Origin of the sequence: Rhodoplanes sp. Z2-YC6860 (genome assembly GCF_001579845.1) — a bacterium.
Taxonomy (GTDB): Bacteria; Pseudomonadota; Alphaproteobacteria; order Rhizobiales; family Xanthobacteraceae; genus Z2-YC6860.
Genome location: NZ_CP007440.1, coordinates 1,294,494 through 1,315,730, shown reverse-complemented (window position 1 = coordinate 1,315,730; position 21,237 = coordinate 1,294,494). Strand labels below are relative to the sequence as shown.

Below are 21,237 nucleotides of genomic sequence, written 5' to 3'. Positions count from 1 at the left end.
AGGTTCAAAAGCTAATCGACTTGAAGTCCGCCCGACACGATCGGGCCCTCCCACCGCTTCACCTCGTCGGCGACGAAGCTGGCGAGGTATTCGGGCGAACGCCGCGGCGGCGCAATGCCGGTGACCCCGATCTCCGTCATCCGGGTCTTGATGGCCGGGGTGTCCATCGCCGCATGGACCGCCTCATTGAGCTTTGCGACCACGGCGGCGGGCGCGCCCTTGGGGAGGAAGAAGGCCGACCAGGTGGTGATGTCGATACCTGCGAGCCCTTGCTCGTGAGCGCTGGGGAGATCAGCCATCAGCGGCGAGCGGTCTTTCGACAGCGTCGCAATGACCTTGATCTGTTTGCCGGCGATCAGCGGCGTGGCTGCTCCGAGATTGCCGCACAAATAGTCGATCTGGCCGCCGATCAGGTCATTGGAGGCCGGTGCCGAGCCGCGATAGGGCACGTGGGTGACATTCACGCCGATGGTCGCATTCAACAACGCGCAGGCGAGATGGGTGGTGGTGCCAGCGCCCGCCGAGCCGAACTGCATCTTCGAGCCCTTGGACTTCAAGAGCGCCACAAACTCCGGGATGGTGTTGGCTGGCAAATCCTTGCGCGTTTCGAGCACCATCGGCTGCTCCGACCACAGCGCGACCGGCGTGAAATCGTGCACCGCGTCGTAGCGGCGCTTCTTGTAGATCCACTGATTGTAGGCATGGGTGCCGACCGAGCCGAGCAGCAGCGTGTAGCCGTCCGGCGCGGCGTTCACCACGCGTGTAACGCCGACGATGCCGCCTGCGCCGGTGGTGTTCTCGACGATCACCTGCTGGCCGAGGATTTCGCTCATGCGCGGCGCGACGATGCGGCCCAGGACGTCAAAGGTGCCTCCGGCTGAAAACGGCACGACCATGACGATGGGTCGCGACGGATAATTTTGGGCAAGTGCCGCGACCGATGACGTGATGAAAATTACGAATGCAATTCCAATGTTTGAAAACCACCTCATTGCGCCCTCCGGCGTTTTTGAAATAAGTCCCCTATTCGACCTTGATGCCCGCGGTTTCTATGACCTTGGCCACATAAGCGGCTTCGGCGGCGAGATACTTGCCGAATGCCGCACTGTCCTCGCCGGCAGGCTCGATGCCGGCACCGTCCATCTGCTTTCGCGTTTCGGGCATTTTCACAACGGCAACGGAAGCGGCGCTCAGCTTGTCGACGACGGCCTGCGGCGTGCCGGCCCGCGCGAACAGTCCGGCCATGGTCGAGAGATCGAAGCCGGGCACCAGCGTGGCGATCGGCGGCACGTCAGGCGCCTGCGGCGACGGCTGTGCGCCATTGGTGGCGAGAATCCGGACACGCTTGTCGGCGACGGCTCCGGCCAGCGACGGATAGGCCGAGAACAGCACCTGCACATGGCCGCCGAGCAGCGCCGGCACAGACTGACCGGTGCCGCGATAGGGCACGTGGGTCATCTGCAAGCCGAGCGCCGATTTCAGCGCCTCCATCGTGATGTGATGGGCGCTGCCGACGCCCGAGGAGCCGTAATTCACCTCGCCAGGGTGCGCCCTGACATAGTCGACGAACTCCTTCAGCGAATGCACCGGCAGGTCGGCGTTGACCGCGAGAAACAACGGCGCGCGAGCGAACAGAGCCACCGGCACGACGTCCTTCATGCCGTAGGACAATGTTTTGAACAGCAATGGATTGACCGTGACGGTTGCGCCGTCAGTGACCATCAGCGTGTAGCCGTCGGGAGGCGCCGAGGTGAGCGCATTGACGGCGACACTGCCGGCGCCGCCTGGCCGGTTCTCGACCACGGCAGGCTCACCGATCTTCTCTTGCATGTGCGCGGCGACGAAGCGCGCGGTGGTGTCGGGAAAGCCGCCAGCGGCATAGGGCACGACGAATTTGATTGGTTGGTTCGGATATGAGCTTTGGGCCTGCGCGCACAACGGCAGGATGGTCAGAGCCAGCGCAAGCGCCAAGCGGCGGACATTCATCGGCATTCCCTCGGGTGTGTTCTTGTTGGCGGTGAGCCTAGCAGGCCGTAGCGGAAGTCTCGATAGCGATTCCGCTATTCGCCGGTGACGTAGCCCAGCGCGCTGCAAGCCGCGAACAGGTCTTGGACCTGCTTCTCGGTCACGCCGCGGGTGATGAACACCACGCGGCTGGCGTGGTCGGCGTCGGGCCAGGCCGACAGTTCGACCGGCGGATGCATCAGATGCTGCACCGCCTGGAACACCACCGGCCCCTTGCTGCCCTCGAGGTTCAGAAGGCCCTTGATGCGCAAAAGATCGGGTCCGCGGAGGGTGATCAGCGTGTCCATCGCGCGGTGAAACACCGGCCAGTTCCATGGCGTGTCGCTGCGCATGACGAAGCTGGTGACGTCGTCGCTGTGCGAGGCCTCCGCCACAAAACCGGTATGACGCTCGATCGCGTCGGACTGGCCGGTGTCGATCAGGCACCTCGGATCGATGTCGCCCCTCACGGCAACGTCGGTGACGGCGCGCGGGTTGAGTTCGGCAAGCCGCGCGGTCAGCGCCCTCACGGTCTTGATATCGGAGATATCCGATTTTGAGATCACGATGCGGTCGGCGAGGATCGCCTGCTTGCGCGCCTCGGGCGCGCGCTCAAGGTTTTTCAGCCCCGATACCGCGTCGACCACGGTCAGCACCACCTCGATGGCGAATTCACCGCCGAGTGCGCGATCGGTGGAAAAGGTTTGCAGGATCGGGCTGATATCGGCGAGCCCGCTGGTTTCGATCAGCACCCGGTCGAAATGCGGGATCTTGCCGCGATCGCGGTCGGCGATCAGCCGCCGCAATGCGATTTGCAGATCGCTGCGGGTGTTGCAGCAGAGGCAGCCGTTGCCGAGAAGCGTCACCTCGTCAGAGCTCTCGCGCAGCAACGCGTCGTCGATGCCCTCGGAGCCGAACTCGTTGACGACCAGCGCGGTGCCGCGGCCTTCGGGCGATTCGAGAAAGCGGCGCACCAGCGTGGTTTTTCCGGCGCCAAGAAAACCCGTGACAATGGTCACCGGCAGCCGCGAGCCCCGCGCACGCTTCTGCCGGCGGCCAAAGCGGCTCGCCGACGCAGAGGGGAAGAGATCGAAAATCGTATCGCTCATGCCTGCCGCTTGCGCGGTTCACCCTCCCCTGGAGGGGGAGGGTCGGCGCGCGAAGCGCGCCGGGGTGGGGTGATCTTTCTTGCTACGCAGATGTTTCAACGGCGTCGGATTTGCATCGCGCGATCCGTACAACGCGGCATAGATCGTCTCCAGCACGCCTTCAAGATTGTTCGTGATATCGTTGTTCCAGAAACGCAACACGCGATAACCCTCGGCTTCAAGCCAGCTTGTGCGCGCGTCGTCTTGTGACTTGGTTGGTTCTTCGCCGTGCTGCGATCCATCCAGTTCGATCACAAGCCGGGAAGCCAGACAAGCGAAGTCGGCGACGTAAGTGCCAATCGGTACCTGACGGCGGAAATGCGTGCCTTTAGTTTCGATCTTGTGAAGTTCGCGCCACAGGGCGGTTTCCGCGCCCGTTTGGTTGGCGCGAAGCCGGCGCGCGGTTGCGCGCCGGAATTTCATCATTGGAGTCCGTGAGGCTGGCAAGGATCACCCCACCCCGGCCGGCTTTGCCGGCCGACCCTCCCCCTCCAGGGGAGGGTGGCCGAGCAAGCGGAGCCGCTAACGCGCAACACAAAAACTAGAAATCCATCTCCAGGCAGTACAGGCCGCCGATGTGGCGGTCGACCGTGTAGACGATCTCGCGCTCGTCGACGAAGACGTCATTGAGCTGGATGGTGCCGGTCGGCGCGCCGGGAGGTGCCGGCGGCACGAAGGTGCCGATCTCCTTCGGCTGGTACGGATTCGCGATGTCGAAAGCCCGAAGCCCGCCGTTGAAGAAGGTGCCGAGCACCACCTGGTCGTTCTGCCAGCAGGTCGGCAGCGGCACGTTCTCGTGGATGTTGTGGGCGCCGAACCGGCCGCGCGCCGCATAGGGCTTGTGGTCGGGCAACGGGCAGGTCGCAATCGGGACCAGGTTGGTCTCGTCGCGGGCATCGAGGATCCACACGAGCTTCGGCCAGTCCTTGGCATTGTTCTCGGTCGACTCGTCGGTGACCAGCATCAGGCCGCGGTCGAACAGCGGCACCACGGTGTGCATGAAGCCGGTGTAAGGCGGCGAGTTGGTCCAGGACGAGATGCGCTTGGGATGCGACTTGTCCGAGATGTCGAGCACGTGCATGCCGCCGTCGATATAGGCGAGGTAGCAACGGTCCGGACGTTGCGGATAGACGTTGCAGTTGTGAGCGCGGTAGCCCTTGTCGAGCGGATGGCGCGGCGGCGGCGGCGCGTTGTCGCCCTGCTTGGTGCCCGGCATGTGCCAGCGGCCGACTTCCTCGGGCTTCGAGGGATTGCGCACATCGATGATGCGATAGAACTGGTCGTCGTGCGGATGCGACGGCACGAAGTCCGGCGAGCTCGACGCCATGTGGACGTACTCGCCGTCGCAGAACCAGAGCTGGTGCACGCCGCGCGAATGCTCGCCCGAGCAGTCGTAGAACGAGATCGAGCGCGGCTTTTCCGGGTTCGAGATGTCGAACAGCTCCATGCCGGCCGGCTGCTGGCCCTTCTTCTGGGTCTGGTAGGCCACCGCCATGATGTTCCCGCAGGTCTCCAGCGAGTTGGAGCGCATGTGGCTGGTCGGCAGATCGGTCTGGCAGATCACTTTCGGCTTGCGCGGGTCAGAGACGTCCACGGCCGTGAAGTTCTTCGGCGCGCTCTCGTGGGCGAGCCACATCACGCGGCGGCCGTCCGGAGCGATCTGCAGCGACATGCCCTCGCCCATGCCGCCGAAACCATCCAGCATGTGATGAGACAGCAGCTTGAAATTCCAGGTCACGGTGCCGTCGGCGTTCGCCCGGCCAGAACCCTTGTTCACGGCCGGCTTCTTGACGGCAGCGGCCTTCTTCGCGGTCTTCTTCAACGCCTTGGCTTTTACGACCTTCTTGGCTGCGGGCTTCGCAGCCTTCTTCGCTACCTTCTTCTTGGCACGCTTCATCAGATTCTCTCCCTCAAGGCGGACTCAAGACCGCGTGGGCAGCACGTTTAGCGTGTTTCGCCACGCGATGGGAGGCCCCAAAGCGCCGACAGGGCCAGCGCGTGCGCCAGCCCTGCCATGCTGCATCGATGCCTATTTCGCGATCACGCCCCGGCGCGCGCCTTGTCCATGAAGTCGGTGCGCAACAACTTCTTCCAGTCCGGGATCGCGGCGATCTTCTTTTCCTTGAGCAGCACCTCGGCATGGCCGGTCATGTAGGGCACGAGATCCTTCGGGAAGCCAGGATCGACTGCGACGCGGCCCATGGCCTTGGCGAACACCTCCTGCTTCATGTCGTAGCCCTTGGAGGTGAAGAACGAATAGATCACGTCGGCGGCCTTCTTAGGGTTCTCCTTGAAGTCCTTCTTCACGTCGAGCCAGGCCTTGAGATACGCGACGATGGCATCCGGCTGCTTCTCGACGAAATCCGGCGTCGCCGCCATGAACACCGGCACCTGATCGTATTTCGACAGATCCATGATGGAGACGCCAAGCCCCTCGGCCTCGGCGATGGCATTATAGGGCTCGATGTTGATCATGGCGTCGACGGTCTTCGCCGCCATCGCGGCGATCATGTTGTTGACGTCCATGCGGACTTCCTGGAACTCGCCCTTCTTGAGGCCGTTCGCCGGGCAGACCTGGTCGATGAAGATGTTGCCGATCGAGGAGCCGGTCTGGTTGGCGATCTTCTTGCCCTTCAGTTCGGCGATGGTCTTGATGCCGAGGTCCTTGCGCACCACCATGGCGCCGGTGGCACCGACCGTCTCGATCTGCGCGATGGCAACGAGCCCGCCCTTGTCATGGCCGATGATCAGTGAGGGCCCGGCATAGGTGCCCATGTCGACCTGCCGCGCCACCATCTGCTGCATGGTGAGATTGCCGGACGGCACCGCGAAGTCCTCGGTCTTGAGGCCACGCTTTTCCAGATAGCCCGACTTCATCAGGTAATAGGTCGGCATGCCCCAGATGTTGGTCTGGTAGCCCTGGCGGATGGTGACATCCGCGGCGGCGGCTGGCGTGAGGCCGAAGCCCGCGGTCAATGCGGTGGCGCCGGTCGCGGCGAGCACGTGCCTCCGGCTTAGCCCATTCCAAGTGTCAGTCATTGTCGCTTTCTCCCTGGATTCTGTTCTGTATTGTCTGGCGTCATTCCGGGGCACGCGCGAAGCGCGTGAACCCGGAATCCAGATGCAAGCACCACCTTCTCAACTGGATTCCGGATCGCCGCTTCGCGGCGTCCGGAATGACCGAGGGGATGGGTCGGCGCACCTATCCTTTTCGTCACTCCTGCTGCATGCCGAATTCTTTGATAGTAGCCGCAACGTCGTCCACGGTCTGTGCGATGACTTGCCCCAGTGCTTGTGGGGTCGAGGATTCCGGCAAAGAGCCGCCCTTTTCAATGAGTTCGCGGTATTCGGGCGTCGCCACGACCGACACGATGTATTTGTTGAGCTGATCGACGATCGGCTGTGGCGTGCCCTCGCGGCCGCAGATGCCGAGGAAGCCGTAGCGCACGTAGTCGATGCCGCGCTCCTTCAGCGTCGGGACTTCGGGAATACTTTTGAGCCGCTCCGGACTGGTGACGCCGAGGATCTTGACCTGCTTGGCGTGGTACTGCGGAACGACGCCAATCGTGGGCGAGACATAGAAGTGCACCCGGCCGGCGATCAGGTCCGGCATGATCTGCGAGCCCGAGCGGAACGGAATGCGGTTCATCGAGATGCCGGCGAGCTTCTCGAACTGCCGGGCCATGATCTCTTGGGCAGAGCCGGCGCCGAGCGTCGCGTAGCTGACCTCGCCCGGATGCGCCTTGGCATAGGCCATCAGCTCTTCCAGAGTATTCGCCGGAATCGAATTGGAGAGCGCGACGCCGTAATAATATTTGGCGATCAGCGACACGGGCGCGAGATCGGTGAGTTTGAAGCCCGGATTCTTGTAGAGGACCGTGTTGATCGATTCGAAATGCGTGCAGAGCAGAAGATTATAGCCGTCGGCCGGCTGCGCCAGCAAGTCGCGCGTGGCGAGCATGCCGGCCGCGCCCATCTTGTTCTCGACGATGACACGCTGGCCAAGATGATTGCCGAGCTTGTCGGCGATGAAGCGTGCCGGGATATCGGTCGGCCCGCCGGCGCCGAAGCCGACCACGAGGCGGATCGGACGTGACGGATAGTCGTCCGCAGACGCGGGAAGAGCCGACACAAGTGCAACCGCACTGACGACGGCTGTTATGAAGCTCCGCGTCATTCCGGGGCGCGCCGAAGGCGCGAACCCGGAATCCAGTCGCAGACACCGATCTTGCTTCTGGATTCCGGGTTCGCTCGCTTCGCGAGCGCCCCGGAATGACCGCATGGAGAGACTCCACATCTCAATGCGTCTCCTGGCCGAGCTCGCGCAGAAGCTGCTTCTGGTGATCGAGGAACTCGACACTGAGCGGATCGCGCGGCCGCGGCAGCGTGATCGGCACCATGGTCTTCACCCGGCCGGGATGCGGCGTCATCACCACCACGCGGTCGGCGAGATACACCGCCTCGGCGACGTTGTGGGTCACGTAGATCACGGTCTTGCGGGTCTCACGCCACACGTCGGCGAGCAGCCGCTGCATGTCATCGCGAGTGAGCGCGTCGAGCGCCGCGAACGGCTCGTCCATCAGGAGCACCGCGGGGTTGTAAGCGAGCGCACGAGCGATCGCGACACGCTGCTGCATGCCGCCGGACAGATGATGCGGATAGGCGTCGGCGAACTTTTCGAGCTTCACGAGCGCAAGCTGCTTTCTGGCTGTCGACTCGCGCTCATCCTTGCCGATTCCCTTCATCTCGAGGCCGAAGGCGACGTTGCCGAGCGCGGTGCGCCATGGAAACAACTGGGCGAAATCCTGGAACACCACGCCGCGGTCCTGGCCGTAGCCCGACACCGCCTTACCGGCGATGCGGATCTCGCCGTCTGTCGGCGGCAGGAAGCCCGCGATGATGTTGAGCAGCGTGGATTTGCCGCAGCCCGACGGCCCCACAATGCAGAGGAATTCCGACTGTTCGATGCTGAGGCTCGCCTTGTCGACGCCGGTCACCCGGCCTGCGGGCGTGTCATAGACCAGCGACACGTCCCGGATTTCAATATGCGCCATTGCCGTCCCGAACCCGTTTCCCGCCCGATATGTTCTTTGTTGCGGTCATTAGACCTGCATTTTGTGGAGGAATTAGAACGCGTTTCAGTGTCGCTGGGAACCCCAATTCGGTGTAGTCTTGAAAACGAGCGGCCCGAAGATCGTGACAAGAACCGCACCGTTCATTGGGCCGGAAGCAAATTTTCAGGGAGAGGCCACATGGGACCTCAGGCCGCCCATCAGGGCACTGCAAGCCAGGACGCCGACCAGAGCGAACGCGTCCATAAGCTGACCAGCCAGATGACACTGTCGGAACGCGCCGATGCGCTCGAAGAGCACATGATGCATGAGCTCGACAAGATCATCACCAAGTCGGTGTTCAGCAATCTCACCGACGGCGTGGTCGGCATGGAGGGCGGCGCAGTCCTGCAGGCAAAGAACCCCGGCAAGTATTTCAACATGGGCCCCGACCCGCGGCTGCCGCCGATGCCGGAGAAGCCCACGCTGATGGACTACTTCAAGAACCGTCTCGCTTCGACCAACCACCTGCTGCAAAGCGCGGCGCTGGCACGGAAGGCCGGCCACTCCGAGAAGGTGGTGATGGCGTGCCTTCTGCACGACATCGCGGTCGTGGGCTTCATCCGCTGCGACCACGGCTACTGGGGCGCGCAGATGATCGCGCCCTACGTCGACGAGGAGGTCAGCGAAGCGATCCGCATGCACCAGGCGCTGCGATTCTTCCCCGACGAGTCGTATGGCTATGGTTACCCCGACCTGTACAAGAAGTACTTCGGCGACGATTACCAACCCGAGCCCTACATTGTCGAAGAGTACAAGCGCGCCCGCGACAGCAAATACTACGGAACCTCGCGGCTGGTTTGCGTCAACGATGTCTACGCCTTCGATCCGAACGCAAAGGTCGAGCTCGATCAGTTCGAAGACATCATCGGCCGCAACTTCAAGCAGCCGAAGGAAGGCCTGGGCTGGGACGACAGCCCGTCCGCCCATATGTGGCGGACCATCATGTGGCCGACGCGGTTCCTGTAAGCGTCCGCTCCGTCATCAGGCGTGCGCCAGACGCGCACGCCCGCAACGATCAAAACAAGTCTGGATGTTGTGATGTCTTCTCCTGCTGAATTCGACCGTCTCGCCGAACTCGACCGCCGCAACGTCGTCGATGTCGATCTGGGTAGCGATACCTTCAAGGCCAACGCACACCGTCACATGGCCGAATGGGCCAGCCGGCCGCCGTTCTATGTGCTCGGCAAAGGCCCGCCCCAGGTCGTGGTCGGCCGTTACGCCGACGTGCATCGCGTGTTCTCCGACACCGAGACCTTCGCTTCGGAGATGCCCACGGGCCCGGGCTGGGAGCAGTTCCACAAGTTCATGGACGCGCAGTTCATCACCCAGATGGACGGCTCGCAGCATGCCCGCCTTCGCCGTCTGCTGATGCCGGCATTCTCGTCGCGGCGGATTGATCAGTTGAAGGCCAGCATCACGACCATCATCGAAAAGATGCTCGATCGCATCGAAGCCAAGGGACCGGACTTCGACGGCATGGGCGACCTCGGTTCGCATCTCGTCGTGGATGCGCTGCTCGAGGCCATGATCCAGATGGATCCCCGCCGAAAAGCCGTGTTCGTCGCCTTCCACGATGTGCTGCCGGCGACGACCTACACCAAGCCGGGCGAGCCTTTCCCGGAAAACTGCCGGGTCGCGATGCAGCACGTGATGGACGAGATCAAGGTCATCATCGAGGAGCGCCGCACCAAGCCGCATTCGGACTTCATCAGCGATCTGGTCAACGCCCGTGAGGCCGGCGACAAGCTCACCGACAAGGAGCTGTTCGATCAGATCTTCGGTCTCGCGGGCGGCTCGCTGTCGGCCACCAGCCGCGCGGCGGGCGGCGCGCTCCTGCTGCTCTACACCCACGACGACCAGCGCCAGCAACTGATCGACAATCCCGCGCTGATCCCGGACGCACTCGAAGAGTGCCTGCGGCTCGGCAGCAATGGCTATTTCACCTTTCCGCGGATCGCCGTGAAAGACACCGAGGTCGGCGGCACGCGCATCCTCAAGGGCATGGTGGTACGGCCTTCGCCGTTGTCGCCCAATTACGATGCAGACGTGTTTCCCGATCCCCTGCGCTTCGACATCCATCGCAAGCCGAAGCGGATCCTGTCGTTCGGCGCAGGCCCGCATCACTGCATCGGCAATATCCTGGGCCGCACCGCGATCACGATCGCGATCACGCGATTGATAGCGCGGTTCCCGAAGGCGCACATCTCGGAACCGAACTTCACGCCCGTATACGGCGGCGCGGTTGGTGAACTGCGCCTGCAGCGCCTGCCGATGCGGACGCACTGACGCGGACGAACACGCCAACACCGGAACGTGATGGGTGAGCGGGGCGATGGGGTCAGACCCCCTCGCCCCGCTCGCGCCTTTGGATTAGTCTCGTTCCAAATCACAACCATCCACGTTCCACTGCAAGGGAGAGAGGTCGCTCATATGGCCCAGAAGTTCACGCTCAACGTGAACGGCAAGACGCATAGCGTCGAAGCCGATCCGGATATGCCGCTGCTCTACGCGCTTCGCGACGACATCGGCCTCAACAACCCACGCTTCGGCTGTGGCCTCGCCCAATGCGGCGCCTGCACGGTGCACATGGACGGCCAGGCGATCCGCTCCTGCATCACGCCGGTGTCGTCCGTCGGCGACGCCAAGATCGTCACGCTGGCGGGACTCGGCACACCCGACAAGCCGCACCCGCTGCAGACCGCCTACATCGAAGAGCAGGTGCCGCAATGCGGCTACTGCATCAACGGCTGGATCATGACGGCGGCGAGCTTCCTCGCCACCAAGAAGAAGCCAACCGAGGCCGAGATCAAATCGGCGCTGGAAGGCGTCAAGTGCCGCTGCGGCACTCACGTCAGCATCCTCAAGGCGGTCAAGCGCGCCGCCGAGATGATGGGTTGAGGGAGACCGCCATGACAAAGATGGACAATCCCACGACGCTCTCCCGCCGCGCGGTGCTGATGGGCACCGGTGCGCTGGTGATCTCGGTCGGTGCGCCGGTCGGCGTTGAACTGCTTGGCTCGATCGAGCAGGCACACGCCCAGGGCGGCAAACCGCCGCTGACGCCGGAGCAGCTCTCCTCCTACATCGCGGTGAATGCCGACGGCACGGTTGCGGCCTACTTCGGCAAGATGGACATGGGCCACGGCCTGTTCGTCGCCATCGGCCAGATCGTCGCCGAGGAGCTCGACGTGCCGTTCAAGGCCGTGAAGGTCTACATGGGCGACACCGCCAACAGCGTCAATCAGGGCGGCGCCTCGGGTTCGACGGGCATCCAGTTCGGCGGCAAGCAGATGCGCGTGGCGGCGGCCGAAGCACGCCGCGTGCTGGTCGAGATGGCGGCGGCCGATCTCGGCGTACCGGCCGACAAGCTCAAGGTCACCGACGGCGTCGTCGCCGGCGAAGGCAAGTCAACGTCCTACGCCAAGCTGCTCGGCGGCAAATACTTCAACGTCCAGCTCGACTGGAACAAGCAGATGGGCAACGCGCTCTATGCCCCCGGCAAGGCGCAGCCGAAGTCCTACAAGGACCACAAGGTCGTCGGCCAGCCGATCAAGCGCGAGGACGTGGCACCGAAGGTATTCTCGCAGGAGGACTATGTCGTCGACATCAAGGTGCCGGGCATGGTGCACGGCCGGGTGATCCGGCCGCCGGTGGCAGGCGCCGTGCCGGTGAAGGTCGACGAAAGCTCGGTGAAGGACATTCCGGGCGTCCAGATCGTTCATCAGAACGGTTTCATCGGCTTGGTCGCGCCCAAGGAATGGGATGCGATCAGGGCTATGCAGGCGCTCAAGATCGAGTGGTCGAAGGTCGAGCCTCCGTTCCCCAACCAGAACGCGCTCTACGACCACATCCGCAAGGCGCCGGTGCGCAAAAGCCAGGTCGAGGGCAAGACTGCCGGCAATGTCGACGAGGCCTTCAAGACCGCCGCGAAAGTGATCGAGGCCGAGTACGAATGGCCGTTCCAGTCGCACGCCCCGATGGGCCCGGCCTGCGCCGTGGTCGAGATTGCGGGCGACAAGGTCAACTGCTGGAGCGGCACGCAGAAGAGCCACTTCGTGCAGATCGGCCTCGCCTCGCAGCTCGGCGTACCGCTCGAGAACGTGCATGTGCGCTGGATCACCGGCCCAGGCTCCTACGGCCGCAACGACGCCGACGACTGCGCCGCTGACTGCGCGGTGCTGGCCAAGGCGGTCGGCAAGCCGGTGCGTCTGCAGTACATGCGCGAGCAAGGCACGGGCTGGGACCCGAAGGGTCCGGCGTCGATCCACACCGCCCGCGCGGCGCTCGATGCCCAGGGCAACGTCATCGCCTATGAGTTCAAGAGCAAGGCGTTTTCCCGCGTCGACGTCGACACCAACGGCAGCAAGCTGTTCGACACGCTCGCCGGCCAGACGCTCGGCGTGGCGTTGAAGTCCGGCGACGGCTTCGGCATTCCGGCGGAGTCCTACGAGTTCGCCAACAAGAAGACCTCGTGGGAAACCATCCCGCCGCTGCTGGAGCGCTCGTCGCCTCTGCGCACCTCGCATCTGCGCGACCCCGTGGGACCGCAGATCCACTTCGCGAGCGAATCCTTCATGGACGAGCTGGCGGCGGCGACCAACCAGGACCCGATCGAGTTCCGCATGAAGTACGTCAAGGATCCGCGCGACATCGCGCTGATCAAGGGCGCGGCGCAGAAGTTCGGCTGGGACACGCGGCCGTCGCCGCGCAAGGGCCAGACCGGCGAGAAGGTCGCGGGCCGCGGCATCGCCTATTCGCAGCGCAACGGCACGCGCGTCGCGGTGATCGCCGAGGTGGAGATCGACCGCGGCAGCGGCAAGGTCTTCGCCAAGCGCTTCACGGTGGCGCACGACTGCGGCCAGATCATCAATCCCGATGGGCTGGAGAAGGCGATCGAGGGCAACATCGTGCAGGGCATCTCCCGCACGCTGTGGGAGGAGGTCAAGTTCGACAACAAGAACGTCACCAGCGTCGACTGGCAGACCTATCCGATCCTCGACATCACCGAGACGCCGGAGAAGATCGACTTCGTGCTGATCAACCATCCGGAGATCGCGCCGTCGGGCGCGGGCGAGCCGAGCATCCGTCCGGTGGCGGCGGCGATCGCGAACGCGATCTTCGACGCGACCGGCGTGCGGATCAGGCGCGTGCCGTTCTCGCCGGATCGGGTGAAGCAGGCGCTGTCGTAAGTTTACGGCACAAGAGGAATGCAAAGGCCCGGCGGAAACGCCGGGCCTTTTTCCTTGTTGCTTGGCGTGACTCTTTCAACACGTGTCCCGCACGCGGTGCAGCGCGTAGCGGTGCACCGCAGATGCGGGACCCCGGTTGGCTTGCCAAGAAACCGGGGTCCCGGGTCTGCAGCGCATCACTTCGTGCCGCGCTGCGCCCAGGACACAAGCTGCGCTATCTCGCCCGCTTTAAACCGGCGGCAACCTTGATCACATCGGCAATCGCAGCTTCGTTGCCCGGCGCCATGATGTGCACGCCGGCGACGCCCGGGATGGTGGCAAGCTCCTTCATCAGGTCGAGGCAGAGCTTGCGGCCCTCGGCAGCCGGATCGCTCGCGGCTTCGAGCCGCGCCACCGTCGCGTCCGGAATGATCGTTCCGAACAGCTTCTCCCGCATCCAGCGCGCCGACTTCGCCGAACGCAGCGGCGAGATGCCGATGAGGAACGGCACCTTCACGCCATGCTCAGCGAGCCGCGCCATGTAGCGGCGCACAACCGACGCATCCATGCAGAACTGCGTCTGCACGAATTCGCAGCCGGCCGCGAGCTTGGCCTTCAGCGACTTCGGCTCCCACCCGGCCGGCGGATCGATCGGCACGTCGGCCGCGGCGATGAAGAACTCGGCCTTGCCGGAAACCTTCTTGCCGGTCGGCAATTCGCCCTTGTCGCGGATCGCGACCGCAACCGCGGTCAACGCCGCGGTGTCGTAGTCGAACACCGGCTTCGCATCCGGCTGGTCGCCCTGCTTGGGATCGTCCCCCTTGAGCAGCAGCAGATTCCGCACCCCCAGCGCAGCCGCCGCCATCAGCTCACTTTGCAGCGCGATCCGGTTCCGGTCGCGGCAGGTGAGTTGCAAAATCGGCTCGATGCCCTCCTGGAGCAGGATCGCGGCCGCGCCGACGGCCCCCATATGAGCACGCGCGCCGGCGCCGTCGGTGACGTTGACCGCATCGGCGTGGCCCTTGAGCGGCGCGGCCTTGGCCATCAGATCGGCGGCGTCGCAGGACACCGGAGGCGCGATCTCGGCGGTGATGACGAAACGATCGGTGGCGAGCTTGTCTCTGAGCATCGGCATGAGCCGGTTGTTCTCCAATTTCTGCCCCGTTTCAAGCATGGGCAAAAGCCGCTCCTGCCCACTTGGCGTGCAGCGCCGCTGGCCATAGAATCGGGTCATGCCGACCATCGCCCGTTCCCTCGACGACGCGCTTGCGCCCATCGCCGACGGCTGCGTTCTCGCGGTGCCGCGCGAGAGCTCCGGCGTGCCGATGGCGGCGACGCGGGCGCTCATCCGCCGCGGCATCAAGCGGCTGCACCTGATCGCACTGCCGACCTCGACCATGCAGGCCGATCTTCTGATCGGGGCCGGCGCGGTCGAGACGCTGGAGACCTCCGCGGTCAGCCTCGGAGAGTTCGGCCTCGCGCCGCGCTTCACCCAGGCGATCCTCAAAGGCACGATCCGCATGAGGGACGCGACCTGTCCGGCGCTGCACGCCGCGTTCCAGGCCGCCGAGAAGGGCGTGCCGTTCATGCCGCTGCGCGGCCTGATCGGCAGCGACGTGCTGAAGAACCGGCCGGACTGGAAGATCATCGACAATCCGTTCGACGACACCGCGGAGGGCTCCGATCCGATCGTGCTGCTGCCGGCGATCAAGCCCGATGTCGCGCTGTTTCACGCACCGATGGCGGACCGCGACGGCAATGTCTGGATCGGTCGCCAACGCGAGCTGATGACCATGGCGCATGCCGCGGAGAAGACCGTCGCGACTGTCGAAAAAATATTCGACGGCAATCTGCTGGAAGACAAGACGCTCGCCGCGGGAACGATTCCTGGTTTCTATGTCGAAAGCGTTGCGGTCGCCGAACGCGGCTGCTGGCCGCTACCGCTGCCCGATCACTACGCCTGGGACGCCGAGCATCTGAAGGAGTATGCCGGACTCGCCGGGACAGAAGACGGCTTCAGGAAATATCTCGACCAGTACGTCTACGAACGAAAAGCTGCGTGATGGATCACGCTAGACCAAGCCCAAAGCTCGGCCACCCTCCCCTGGAGGGGGAGGGTCGACCGCCGCAGCCACCAGCGCGTTTACGCGCGTCGTCGACGCGCTATGGCGGAGGCGGGCGGGGTGGGGTGAACTTTTTTGCAAAGAAGATCACCCCACCCCGCGAGCTTCGCTCGCGACCCTCCCCCTCCAGGGGAGGGTAAACTGTGACTCACGATCAGTCTGCCAACTTCCGCGATGAAGAACTGCTCGCAGCCGTCGTTGCCGATCTGATCGGCATCGTCAAACACATCGCGGTCGGCAACGCCTCGCCGATCCCCGCGACCGCCGCCCTGGTCGCGCGCGCGCGCGGCCGCGAGCTCAATCTCGACAAGCCTTACGTCTCGCTGCTCGGCAGCCCGAAGAACACCTTCTTCACCGATGGCGGACGCGAGCTGTTCGACTGTGCCGGCCAGGGCCGCATCGACGTGTTCTTTCTGTCCGGCGGCGAGATCGACGGCGAAGGCAACATCAACCTCGTCAGCATCGGCGAGCAGGAGCATCCGACCGCGCGCTTCCCCGGCTCGTTCGGATCGTCGTACCTCTACTTCGTCGTGCCGAAGGTGATCCTGTTCCGCACGGAGCATTCGAAGCGCACGCTGGTGCCAAAGGTGTCTTACGTGAGCGCGCCCGGCGGCAGCGACGACAACGTTTATCGCAACGGCGGGCCGATCGCGCTGATCACCAACCGCTGCCTGTTCTCGTTCGACCAGGACCGGAGAAGATTCCGGCTGGAAAGCGTGCATCCGGGTCACACGCTCGCCGAGGTGATCGTCAACACCGGCTTCGAGTTCGACCGCCCGCCGGAGGTGCCGGTGACGCCCGCACCGTCCGCCGAGACGCTCCGGCTGATGCGGCAGGTGGTCGCTCCCGAGCTGGCCGAGGTCTACCCGCAATTCGCCAGCCGGGTTTTCGGCGTCACCGCCGCCTCATAAACACGCATTGCGGACCCCGCCCCGGCGTGGTCTTTATGCGTCCACGAAAAATTCAATCAAGGGGTTGGAAGCGTGAAGACAGTCGAAGTCGGCGCCATCGGCGTGGGTTGGGTGGGCGGCACGCGGGTGGAGACGCTGTCGCGGACGGCGCTGGTGGACAAGCTCCACATCTGCGACATCAAGCCGGATCGGCTGGCGGAGTTGAAGGCGCGCTACAAGCCCGCGACCGCGACGCTCGACTACCAGGACATCATCAAGAACGACAACATCTCGGTGGTGTTCATCTCGACCACGCCGGAGACGAACCACTATCCGATCGCCCGCGACTGCCTGCGCGCCGGGAAGCACGTGATGCTGGAGAAGCCGATCGCGCTCGAGCTGTGGGAGGCCGACGAGCTGATCGCGATCGCCAAGCGCAACAACCTGAAATTCACCATCGGCTATTCGCAGCGCTTCAATCAGAAGATCGCCTACGCCAAGAAGAAGATCGTCGACGGCACGCTGGGCAAGGTGGTATCGATCCTGGTCAGCCGCCATCTGTCGCGCGCGCTCGGCAAGAAGATCGCAAGCCGGGTGCGGCTCTCGCCGGTGGTGATGGAATCGACGCACGACCTCGACTTCGTGATGTGGCTTCTGGAGCCGGCCAAGCCGATCCGCGTGTATTCGCAAGGCGCCTACGGCTACATGGAGCCCATCAATGGGTCGCACGACGTGATGTTCACCACCGTGACCATGGACAACGGCGTTGTGGTGATGATCGGCGGCGGCTGGAATTTTCCGGAGAGCTTTCCGAACTACTGCTCGACCTGGATCGAGATCACCGGGACCGACGGCGCGCTGGTGCTGGACGACACCGCACGCGATCATTGGCTCAACACCGAGAAAACCGGACAGGTGTTCCCGATGTCGACCATGCCGGGCGAGCAGGTCGATCATGTGTTCGCCGGCGGCATGGGGCCGGAGACCATCCACTTCATCGAGTCCTGCATCCAGAACAAGCCGGTGATGGTGAAGCCCGAGCACGCCCGCATGGTGATGGAGACTTATTCGGCCGCGGATCTTTCGGCCGATCGCGGTGAACCGGTGAACCTGCCGCTGACGAACGAGACCGTCGCGGCCATTGCCGACCTCAAAGCGCGCTATCGCGCGGGCGACAATCCGGCGATGCAGAAATGAGAATATTTCAGCGAGGCACGCTCTCGTGTCCCGGGCGCAGCGCAGCACGAAGTGATGCGCTGCAGACCCGGGACCCCGGTTTCTTGTTGCAAGCCAACCGGGGTCCCGCATCTGCGGTGCACCGCTGCGCTTCGCTTGCGCTGCACCGCGTGCGGGACACGAGTGGAGAGGCCCTGCCATGAGAACCCAAGCCGCAGAAATCGGCCTCGCCATCATCGGCGGCGGTCGCGTCGGACTGTTCCGTGGCGAGGTCGCGAACCGCCATCCGGCGGTGAAATGGATCGGGCTCGCCGAGAAGAACCCGAACCGCGCGGGCGAAGTCGCACCGCGCGTGGGCGCGGATTTCGTCACGCAGAGTCATGTCGAATTGCTCAAGCGGCCCGAGGTGACCTGCGCCATCATCGCGACCGACGAGCATCTGCATGTCGATCCGATCATGGTCGCGGTCGAACGCGGCATTCCGCTCCTGATCGAGAAGCCGTTGGCGACTGACCTGGCGCAATCCGCCAAGGTGCTGAAAGCCATCAAGGACGCCAAGGTCGACGCCGTGGTCGGCTACACCCAGCGCTTCCGCCGGAAGTGGCTCGCCGGGAAGGAGAAGGTGCGCACCAACGCGCTCGGCGATGTCACGCTCGTCACCTCGCGTGCGTTCATGAACCGCCTGGTAGCGATCGACAACTACAAGCGCACCGACGATCCCAAGTCCATCTCGCCGATGGTGATTTCCGGCACCCACGCGCTCGACATGTGCATGTGGTACCTGGAGGCGAAGACACCGGTCGAGTGCTACGCGCGCTCGGTCGACAAGGTGCTGGGCCCGCTCTACCAGGGCATCGATGCAACCGCCGGCATGATCATGATGTCGGACGGCTGCATCTACCATCTCAACATCTCCTGGGCGCTGCCGGTGACCTGGCCTGGCGCGGTCTATTCGCTCGAGGTCGGCATCACCGGCACCGACGGCGTGCTCACCATCGACGACACCCATCGCGACATGGTGCTCGCCGTGTCGAAGCCGCAAAGCGAAGGCTACGCGCCGGACCAGTCGCGGCTCGTTGACTTCCTCGGCAGCTATCCTCCCGGCGATATGGCGCTTGGCGAATTGCGCGGCCCGATGGCCGACGAGACGGTGTCGTGGCTCAATCGGGTGGCGCTCGGCCTGCCGACGCCGGCCGCGACCATCGAACAGGCGCACAACAACCTGATGCTGACCAAGGCGCTGGACCTTTCAGCCAAGCGCAAGCAGCCGGTGAAGTTGCCGCTCGACCCCGACGAGGAAAAGCGGGCAGCCTGACGCGTAACGGGCGGCATAAGCCTGGCGCAAAACAACGAAGGGATGGGAACATGAAACGCATTCTGCTTGCGCTCGGCCTGATGCTCAGTGCGATTCTTGGCGCCGCCGCGCCCGCTGGTGCCCAAGACGATGTTGCGAATTTCTACAAGGGCAAGATCGTGCGGCTCGTCGTCGGCATCGGCGTCGGCTCGGGCTACGACATCAATGCACGGCTTCTGGCGCGCTACCTGCCGAAATACATTCCCGGCAATCCAAGCGTCATCGTGCAGAACCAGCCCGGTGCGGGCTCGCTGAGCATGACCAATCAGCTCTATGCGGCCGGGCCGTTCGACGGCACCGCGATCGGCGCCTCGTTCAATGGACTGCCGACCACGCCGCTGCTGCAGCCGGTCGGCGCGCGCTTCGAGGCGACCAAGCTCAACTGGGTCGGCAGCACCAACCGCGAAACGCAGGCGATGTACGTCTGGGCGGCCTCGCCGATCATGTCGCTCACCGATCTCACCAGCAAGGAGATGATCGTCGGCGCGCAAGCCCCGGGCTCGACGCAGTACGACTATCCAAAGCTCGCCGAAAAGCTGTTCGGCTGGAAGTTCAAGGTCATCACCGGCTACGAGGCGACACCGAAGATTCATTTGGCGATGGAACGTGGCGAGGTCTACGGCACCTGGGCCAACTGGTCGACGCTCAAAGCGATCAGCGAGCAGTGGATCAAGGACAAGAAAATCCGCATCCTCGCGCAGTGGTCGCTGCGCAAGCATCCTGAGCTGCCTGACGTGCCGCTGATCCTCGACCAGGCCAAGACCGAAGAGCAGAAGCAGGCGCTGAACCTGGCGCTGGCGCGGCTCGAGTTCGGCCGGCCGTTCTTCCTGCCGCCGAACGTGCCGGCGGAGCGTGTCAATGCGATCCGCCGCGCGTTCGATGCGGCGATGAAAGATCCGGAGCTGCAGGCGGAGGCCGAAAAGCTGAAGATCGAGATCGATCCGCTGACTGGCGAGCAGGTCGCGGCGCTGATCACGGAGATCTACAAGACGCCGCCAGAGACGGTCGCGCGCGTGCGCGACGCCATGGCGCCGAAGTAGCAGCTCGCTCCGCCGTCATTCCGGGGCCGGCCGAAGGCCGGAACCCGGAATCCAGCACGGCACTCCGAGTTCTCGTCTGGATTCCGGGTTCACGCGCTTCGCGCGTGCCCCGGAATGACCGTGGGGAGAGTACAGAGAAACGCAGTTAGCGCTCGAGCGGCTTGATCTTCAGCTCGCCCGCAAGCTTGTCGAGCTGCGCCACGACCTCCGGAAACACCGGCACGCCCTTCGACAGCCGCTCGGCGCGGCGGGTGCGGCGCTGCTCGCCCGGCAGGCGGATCGCGTCGAAGCCTGGCAGCACCTTCGAGGCTTTGAGATCGCGCAGCTGCCGGTCCATCTGCGCCTTGAACACATCGAGCGGGATGAAGCGCGAGATATCCAACGCGATGATGAAGTGGCCGGTGTTGCACTCGCTCTCGTCGTCGGCGTTGAAATCGACCACCTCGCGCCCGAAGGCCGCGCCGTTCAGCACACCGGCGAGCAGCCCCAGCACCAAGGCAAGACCCGAGCCCTTGTGGCCGCCGATCGGCATCAGCAAGCCCTCGGCGATCTTGCCCGAATCGGTGATCGGCTTGCCGTCCTTCGCGCTGACCATCCAGCCTTCCGGCATCTCCTTGCCCTGAAGCTTGTAGGCCTTCACGGTGCCGTAGGAGACGACCGTCGTGGCGATGTCGAGCACCACCGGGGCTTCCTCCCCAGCCGGCACAGCGACCGCAATGGGATTGGTGCTGAGCAGGCTTTCAGCCGCACCCCAGGCCGGCATGTGGTTGGCGTTGGCCACCGCCGAATAGATGCCGACCATGTTGTGCGGCAGCGCCATCGCGGCGTAAGTGCCAGCCGCGCCCGCGTGGTTTGAGCGCCGCGCGCCGACCCAGGCGACGCCGGTGTCTTTCGCGAGCGCAATCGCGGTGTCGGCGGCACGCTGCATCACCAGATGTCCCATGCCGTTGTCGCCGTCGACGACGGCGGTCGCGGGCGCCGTCTTCTCCACCTTGATGGTGGCCTTCGGGTTGACGCCGCCCGCTTTGATGCGCCGGACGTACTGCGGCAACCGGAACACGCCATGCGCGTCGGCACCGGCGAGATCGGCTTCGAGCATCAGCTCGGCGACCTTTGCCGCGTCGGCATCCGGCATGCCGACCGCCATCATGGCGTCTTTGATGAATGCCGCGATCGCAGACGCTGCGACCGGCGCGCCCTTCGCTTCCGCCATCACGTCA

General features: G+C 64.3%; 19 protein-coding genes. 9 read left to right on the top strand and 10 right to left on the bottom strand.

Annotated features, from left to right (window positions below):
* Window positions 1-11: 11 nt before the first annotated feature.
* The 8 genes from RHPLAN_RS06050 to RHPLAN_RS06015 all read right to left on the bottom strand — a co-directional run bounded on the left by RHPLAN_RS06050 (window position 12) and on the right by RHPLAN_RS06015 (window position 8,206).
* Complete coding sequence (locus RHPLAN_RS06050; RefSeq protein ID WP_084244405.1) at window positions 12-992, bottom strand: Bug family tripartite tricarboxylate transporter substrate binding protein; 981 nt, start codon at window positions 990-992, stop codon at window positions 12-14.
* Between the two features lie 31 nt (window positions 993-1,023).
* Complete coding sequence (locus RHPLAN_RS06045; protein WP_198164741.1) at window positions 1,024-1,986, bottom strand: Bug family tripartite tricarboxylate transporter substrate binding protein; 963 nt, start codon at window positions 1,984-1,986, stop codon at window positions 1,024-1,026.
* Between the two features lie 74 nt (window positions 1,987-2,060).
* Window positions 2,061-3,113, bottom strand: coding sequence for a CobW family GTP-binding protein (locus RHPLAN_RS06040; protein ID WP_068014767.1), 1,053 nt, complete (start codon window positions 3,111-3,113; stop codon window positions 2,061-2,063).
* A gap of 18 nt (window positions 3,114-3,131) precedes the next feature.
* Complete coding sequence (locus tag RHPLAN_RS06035; protein WP_335341056.1) at window positions 3,132-3,575, bottom strand: endonuclease domain-containing protein; 444 nt, start codon at window positions 3,573-3,575, stop codon at window positions 3,132-3,134.
* Window positions 3,576-3,693: 118 nt separating this feature from the next.
* Complete coding sequence (locus tag RHPLAN_RS06030; RefSeq protein WP_237180057.1) at window positions 3,694-5,049, bottom strand: LVIVD repeat-containing protein; 1,356 nt, start codon at window positions 5,047-5,049, stop codon at window positions 3,694-3,696.
* A gap of 143 nt (window positions 5,050-5,192) precedes the next feature.
* Window positions 5,193-6,191 carry an ABC transporter substrate-binding protein gene (locus RHPLAN_RS06025; protein WP_084244403.1) on the bottom strand — a complete coding sequence of 333 codons (999 nt, stop codon included), beginning with the start codon at window positions 6,189-6,191 and terminating at the stop codon, window positions 5,193-5,195.
* Window positions 6,192-6,366: 175 nt separating this feature from the next.
* Window positions 6,367-7,284: a Bug family tripartite tricarboxylate transporter substrate binding protein gene (locus RHPLAN_RS06020; protein ID WP_198164740.1), complete on the bottom strand. Its 918-nt coding sequence runs from the start codon at window positions 7,282-7,284 to the stop codon at window positions 6,367-6,369.
* A 166-nt stretch (window positions 7,285-7,450) separates the two neighbouring features.
* Window positions 7,451-8,206, bottom strand: a complete 756-nt coding sequence (locus RHPLAN_RS06015) for an ABC transporter ATP-binding protein (protein ID WP_068014760.1) — start codon at window positions 8,204-8,206, stop codon at window positions 7,451-7,453.
* Window positions 8,207-8,404: 198 nt separating this feature from the next.
* Here RHPLAN_RS06015 and RHPLAN_RS06010 point away from each other — a divergent pair, with 198 nt between their 5' ends.
* The 4 genes from RHPLAN_RS06010 to RHPLAN_RS05995 all read left to right on the top strand — a co-directional run bounded on the left by RHPLAN_RS06010 (window position 8,405) and on the right by RHPLAN_RS05995 (window position 13,455).
* Window positions 8,405-9,232 carry an HD domain-containing protein gene (locus tag RHPLAN_RS06010; RefSeq protein WP_198164739.1) on the top strand — a complete coding sequence of 276 codons (828 nt, stop codon included), beginning with the start codon at window positions 8,405-8,407 and terminating at the stop codon, window positions 9,230-9,232.
* A gap of 72 nt (window positions 9,233-9,304) precedes the next feature.
* On the top strand, window positions 9,305-10,552 hold the full coding sequence (locus RHPLAN_RS06005; RefSeq protein ID WP_068014758.1) for a cytochrome P450: 1,248 nt from the start codon (window positions 9,305-9,307) through the stop codon (window positions 10,550-10,552).
* A 144-nt stretch (window positions 10,553-10,696) separates the two neighbouring features.
* Complete coding sequence (locus RHPLAN_RS06000; RefSeq protein WP_068014756.1) at window positions 10,697-11,164, top strand: (2Fe-2S)-binding protein; 468 nt, start codon at window positions 10,697-10,699, stop codon at window positions 11,162-11,164.
* Window positions 11,165-11,175: 11 nt separating this feature from the next.
* Window positions 11,176-13,455: a xanthine dehydrogenase family protein molybdopterin-binding subunit gene (locus RHPLAN_RS05995; RefSeq protein ID WP_068014754.1), complete on the top strand. Its 2,280-nt coding sequence runs from the start codon at window positions 11,176-11,178 to the stop codon at window positions 13,453-13,455.
* Between the two features lie 214 nt (window positions 13,456-13,669).
* Here RHPLAN_RS05995 and RHPLAN_RS05990 read toward each other — a convergent pair whose 3' ends face one another.
* Window positions 13,670-14,569: a methylenetetrahydrofolate reductase gene (locus RHPLAN_RS05990; protein WP_198164738.1), complete on the bottom strand. Its 900-nt coding sequence runs from the start codon at window positions 14,567-14,569 to the stop codon at window positions 13,670-13,672.
* A gap of 97 nt (window positions 14,570-14,666) precedes the next feature.
* On the opposite strand from RHPLAN_RS05990, the gene RHPLAN_RS05985 reads away from it, so the two are divergent.
* From RHPLAN_RS05985 to RHPLAN_RS05965, 5 genes are all read left to right on the top strand, one after another.
* The gene (locus tag RHPLAN_RS05985) at window positions 14,667-15,497 is read left to right on the top strand and encodes a CoA transferase subunit A (protein WP_068014751.1); all 831 of its coding nucleotides are present in this window, start codon (window positions 14,667-14,669) and stop codon (window positions 15,495-15,497) included.
* A 203-nt stretch (window positions 15,498-15,700) separates the two neighbouring features.
* Complete coding sequence (locus tag RHPLAN_RS05980; protein ID WP_068014749.1) at window positions 15,701-16,468, top strand: CoA-transferase; 768 nt, start codon at window positions 15,701-15,703, stop codon at window positions 16,466-16,468.
* Between the two features lie 72 nt (window positions 16,469-16,540).
* Complete coding sequence (locus RHPLAN_RS05975) at window positions 16,541-17,644, top strand: Gfo/Idh/MocA family protein (protein ID WP_068014747.1); 1,104 nt, start codon at window positions 16,541-16,543, stop codon at window positions 17,642-17,644.
* Between the two features lie 178 nt (window positions 17,645-17,822).
* The gene (locus RHPLAN_RS05970) at window positions 17,823-18,938 is read left to right on the top strand and encodes a Gfo/Idh/MocA family protein (RefSeq protein WP_068014745.1); all 1,116 of its coding nucleotides are present in this window, start codon (window positions 17,823-17,825) and stop codon (window positions 18,936-18,938) included.
* Window positions 18,939-18,988: 50 nt separating this feature from the next.
* Window positions 18,989-20,017 carry a Bug family tripartite tricarboxylate transporter substrate binding protein gene (locus RHPLAN_RS05965; protein ID WP_068014743.1) on the top strand — a complete coding sequence of 343 codons (1,029 nt, stop codon included), beginning with the start codon at window positions 18,989-18,991 and terminating at the stop codon, window positions 20,015-20,017.
* A 145-nt stretch (window positions 20,018-20,162) separates the two neighbouring features.
* On the opposite strand, the gene RHPLAN_RS05960 is transcribed toward RHPLAN_RS05965, so the two are convergent.
* Window positions 20,163-21,230 (bottom strand): Ldh family oxidoreductase, encoded by a 1,068-nt coding sequence (locus tag RHPLAN_RS05960; protein ID WP_084244397.1) that lies wholly within the window; start codon window positions 21,228-21,230, stop codon window positions 20,163-20,165.
* Window positions 21,231-21,237: the final 7 nt, after the last annotated feature.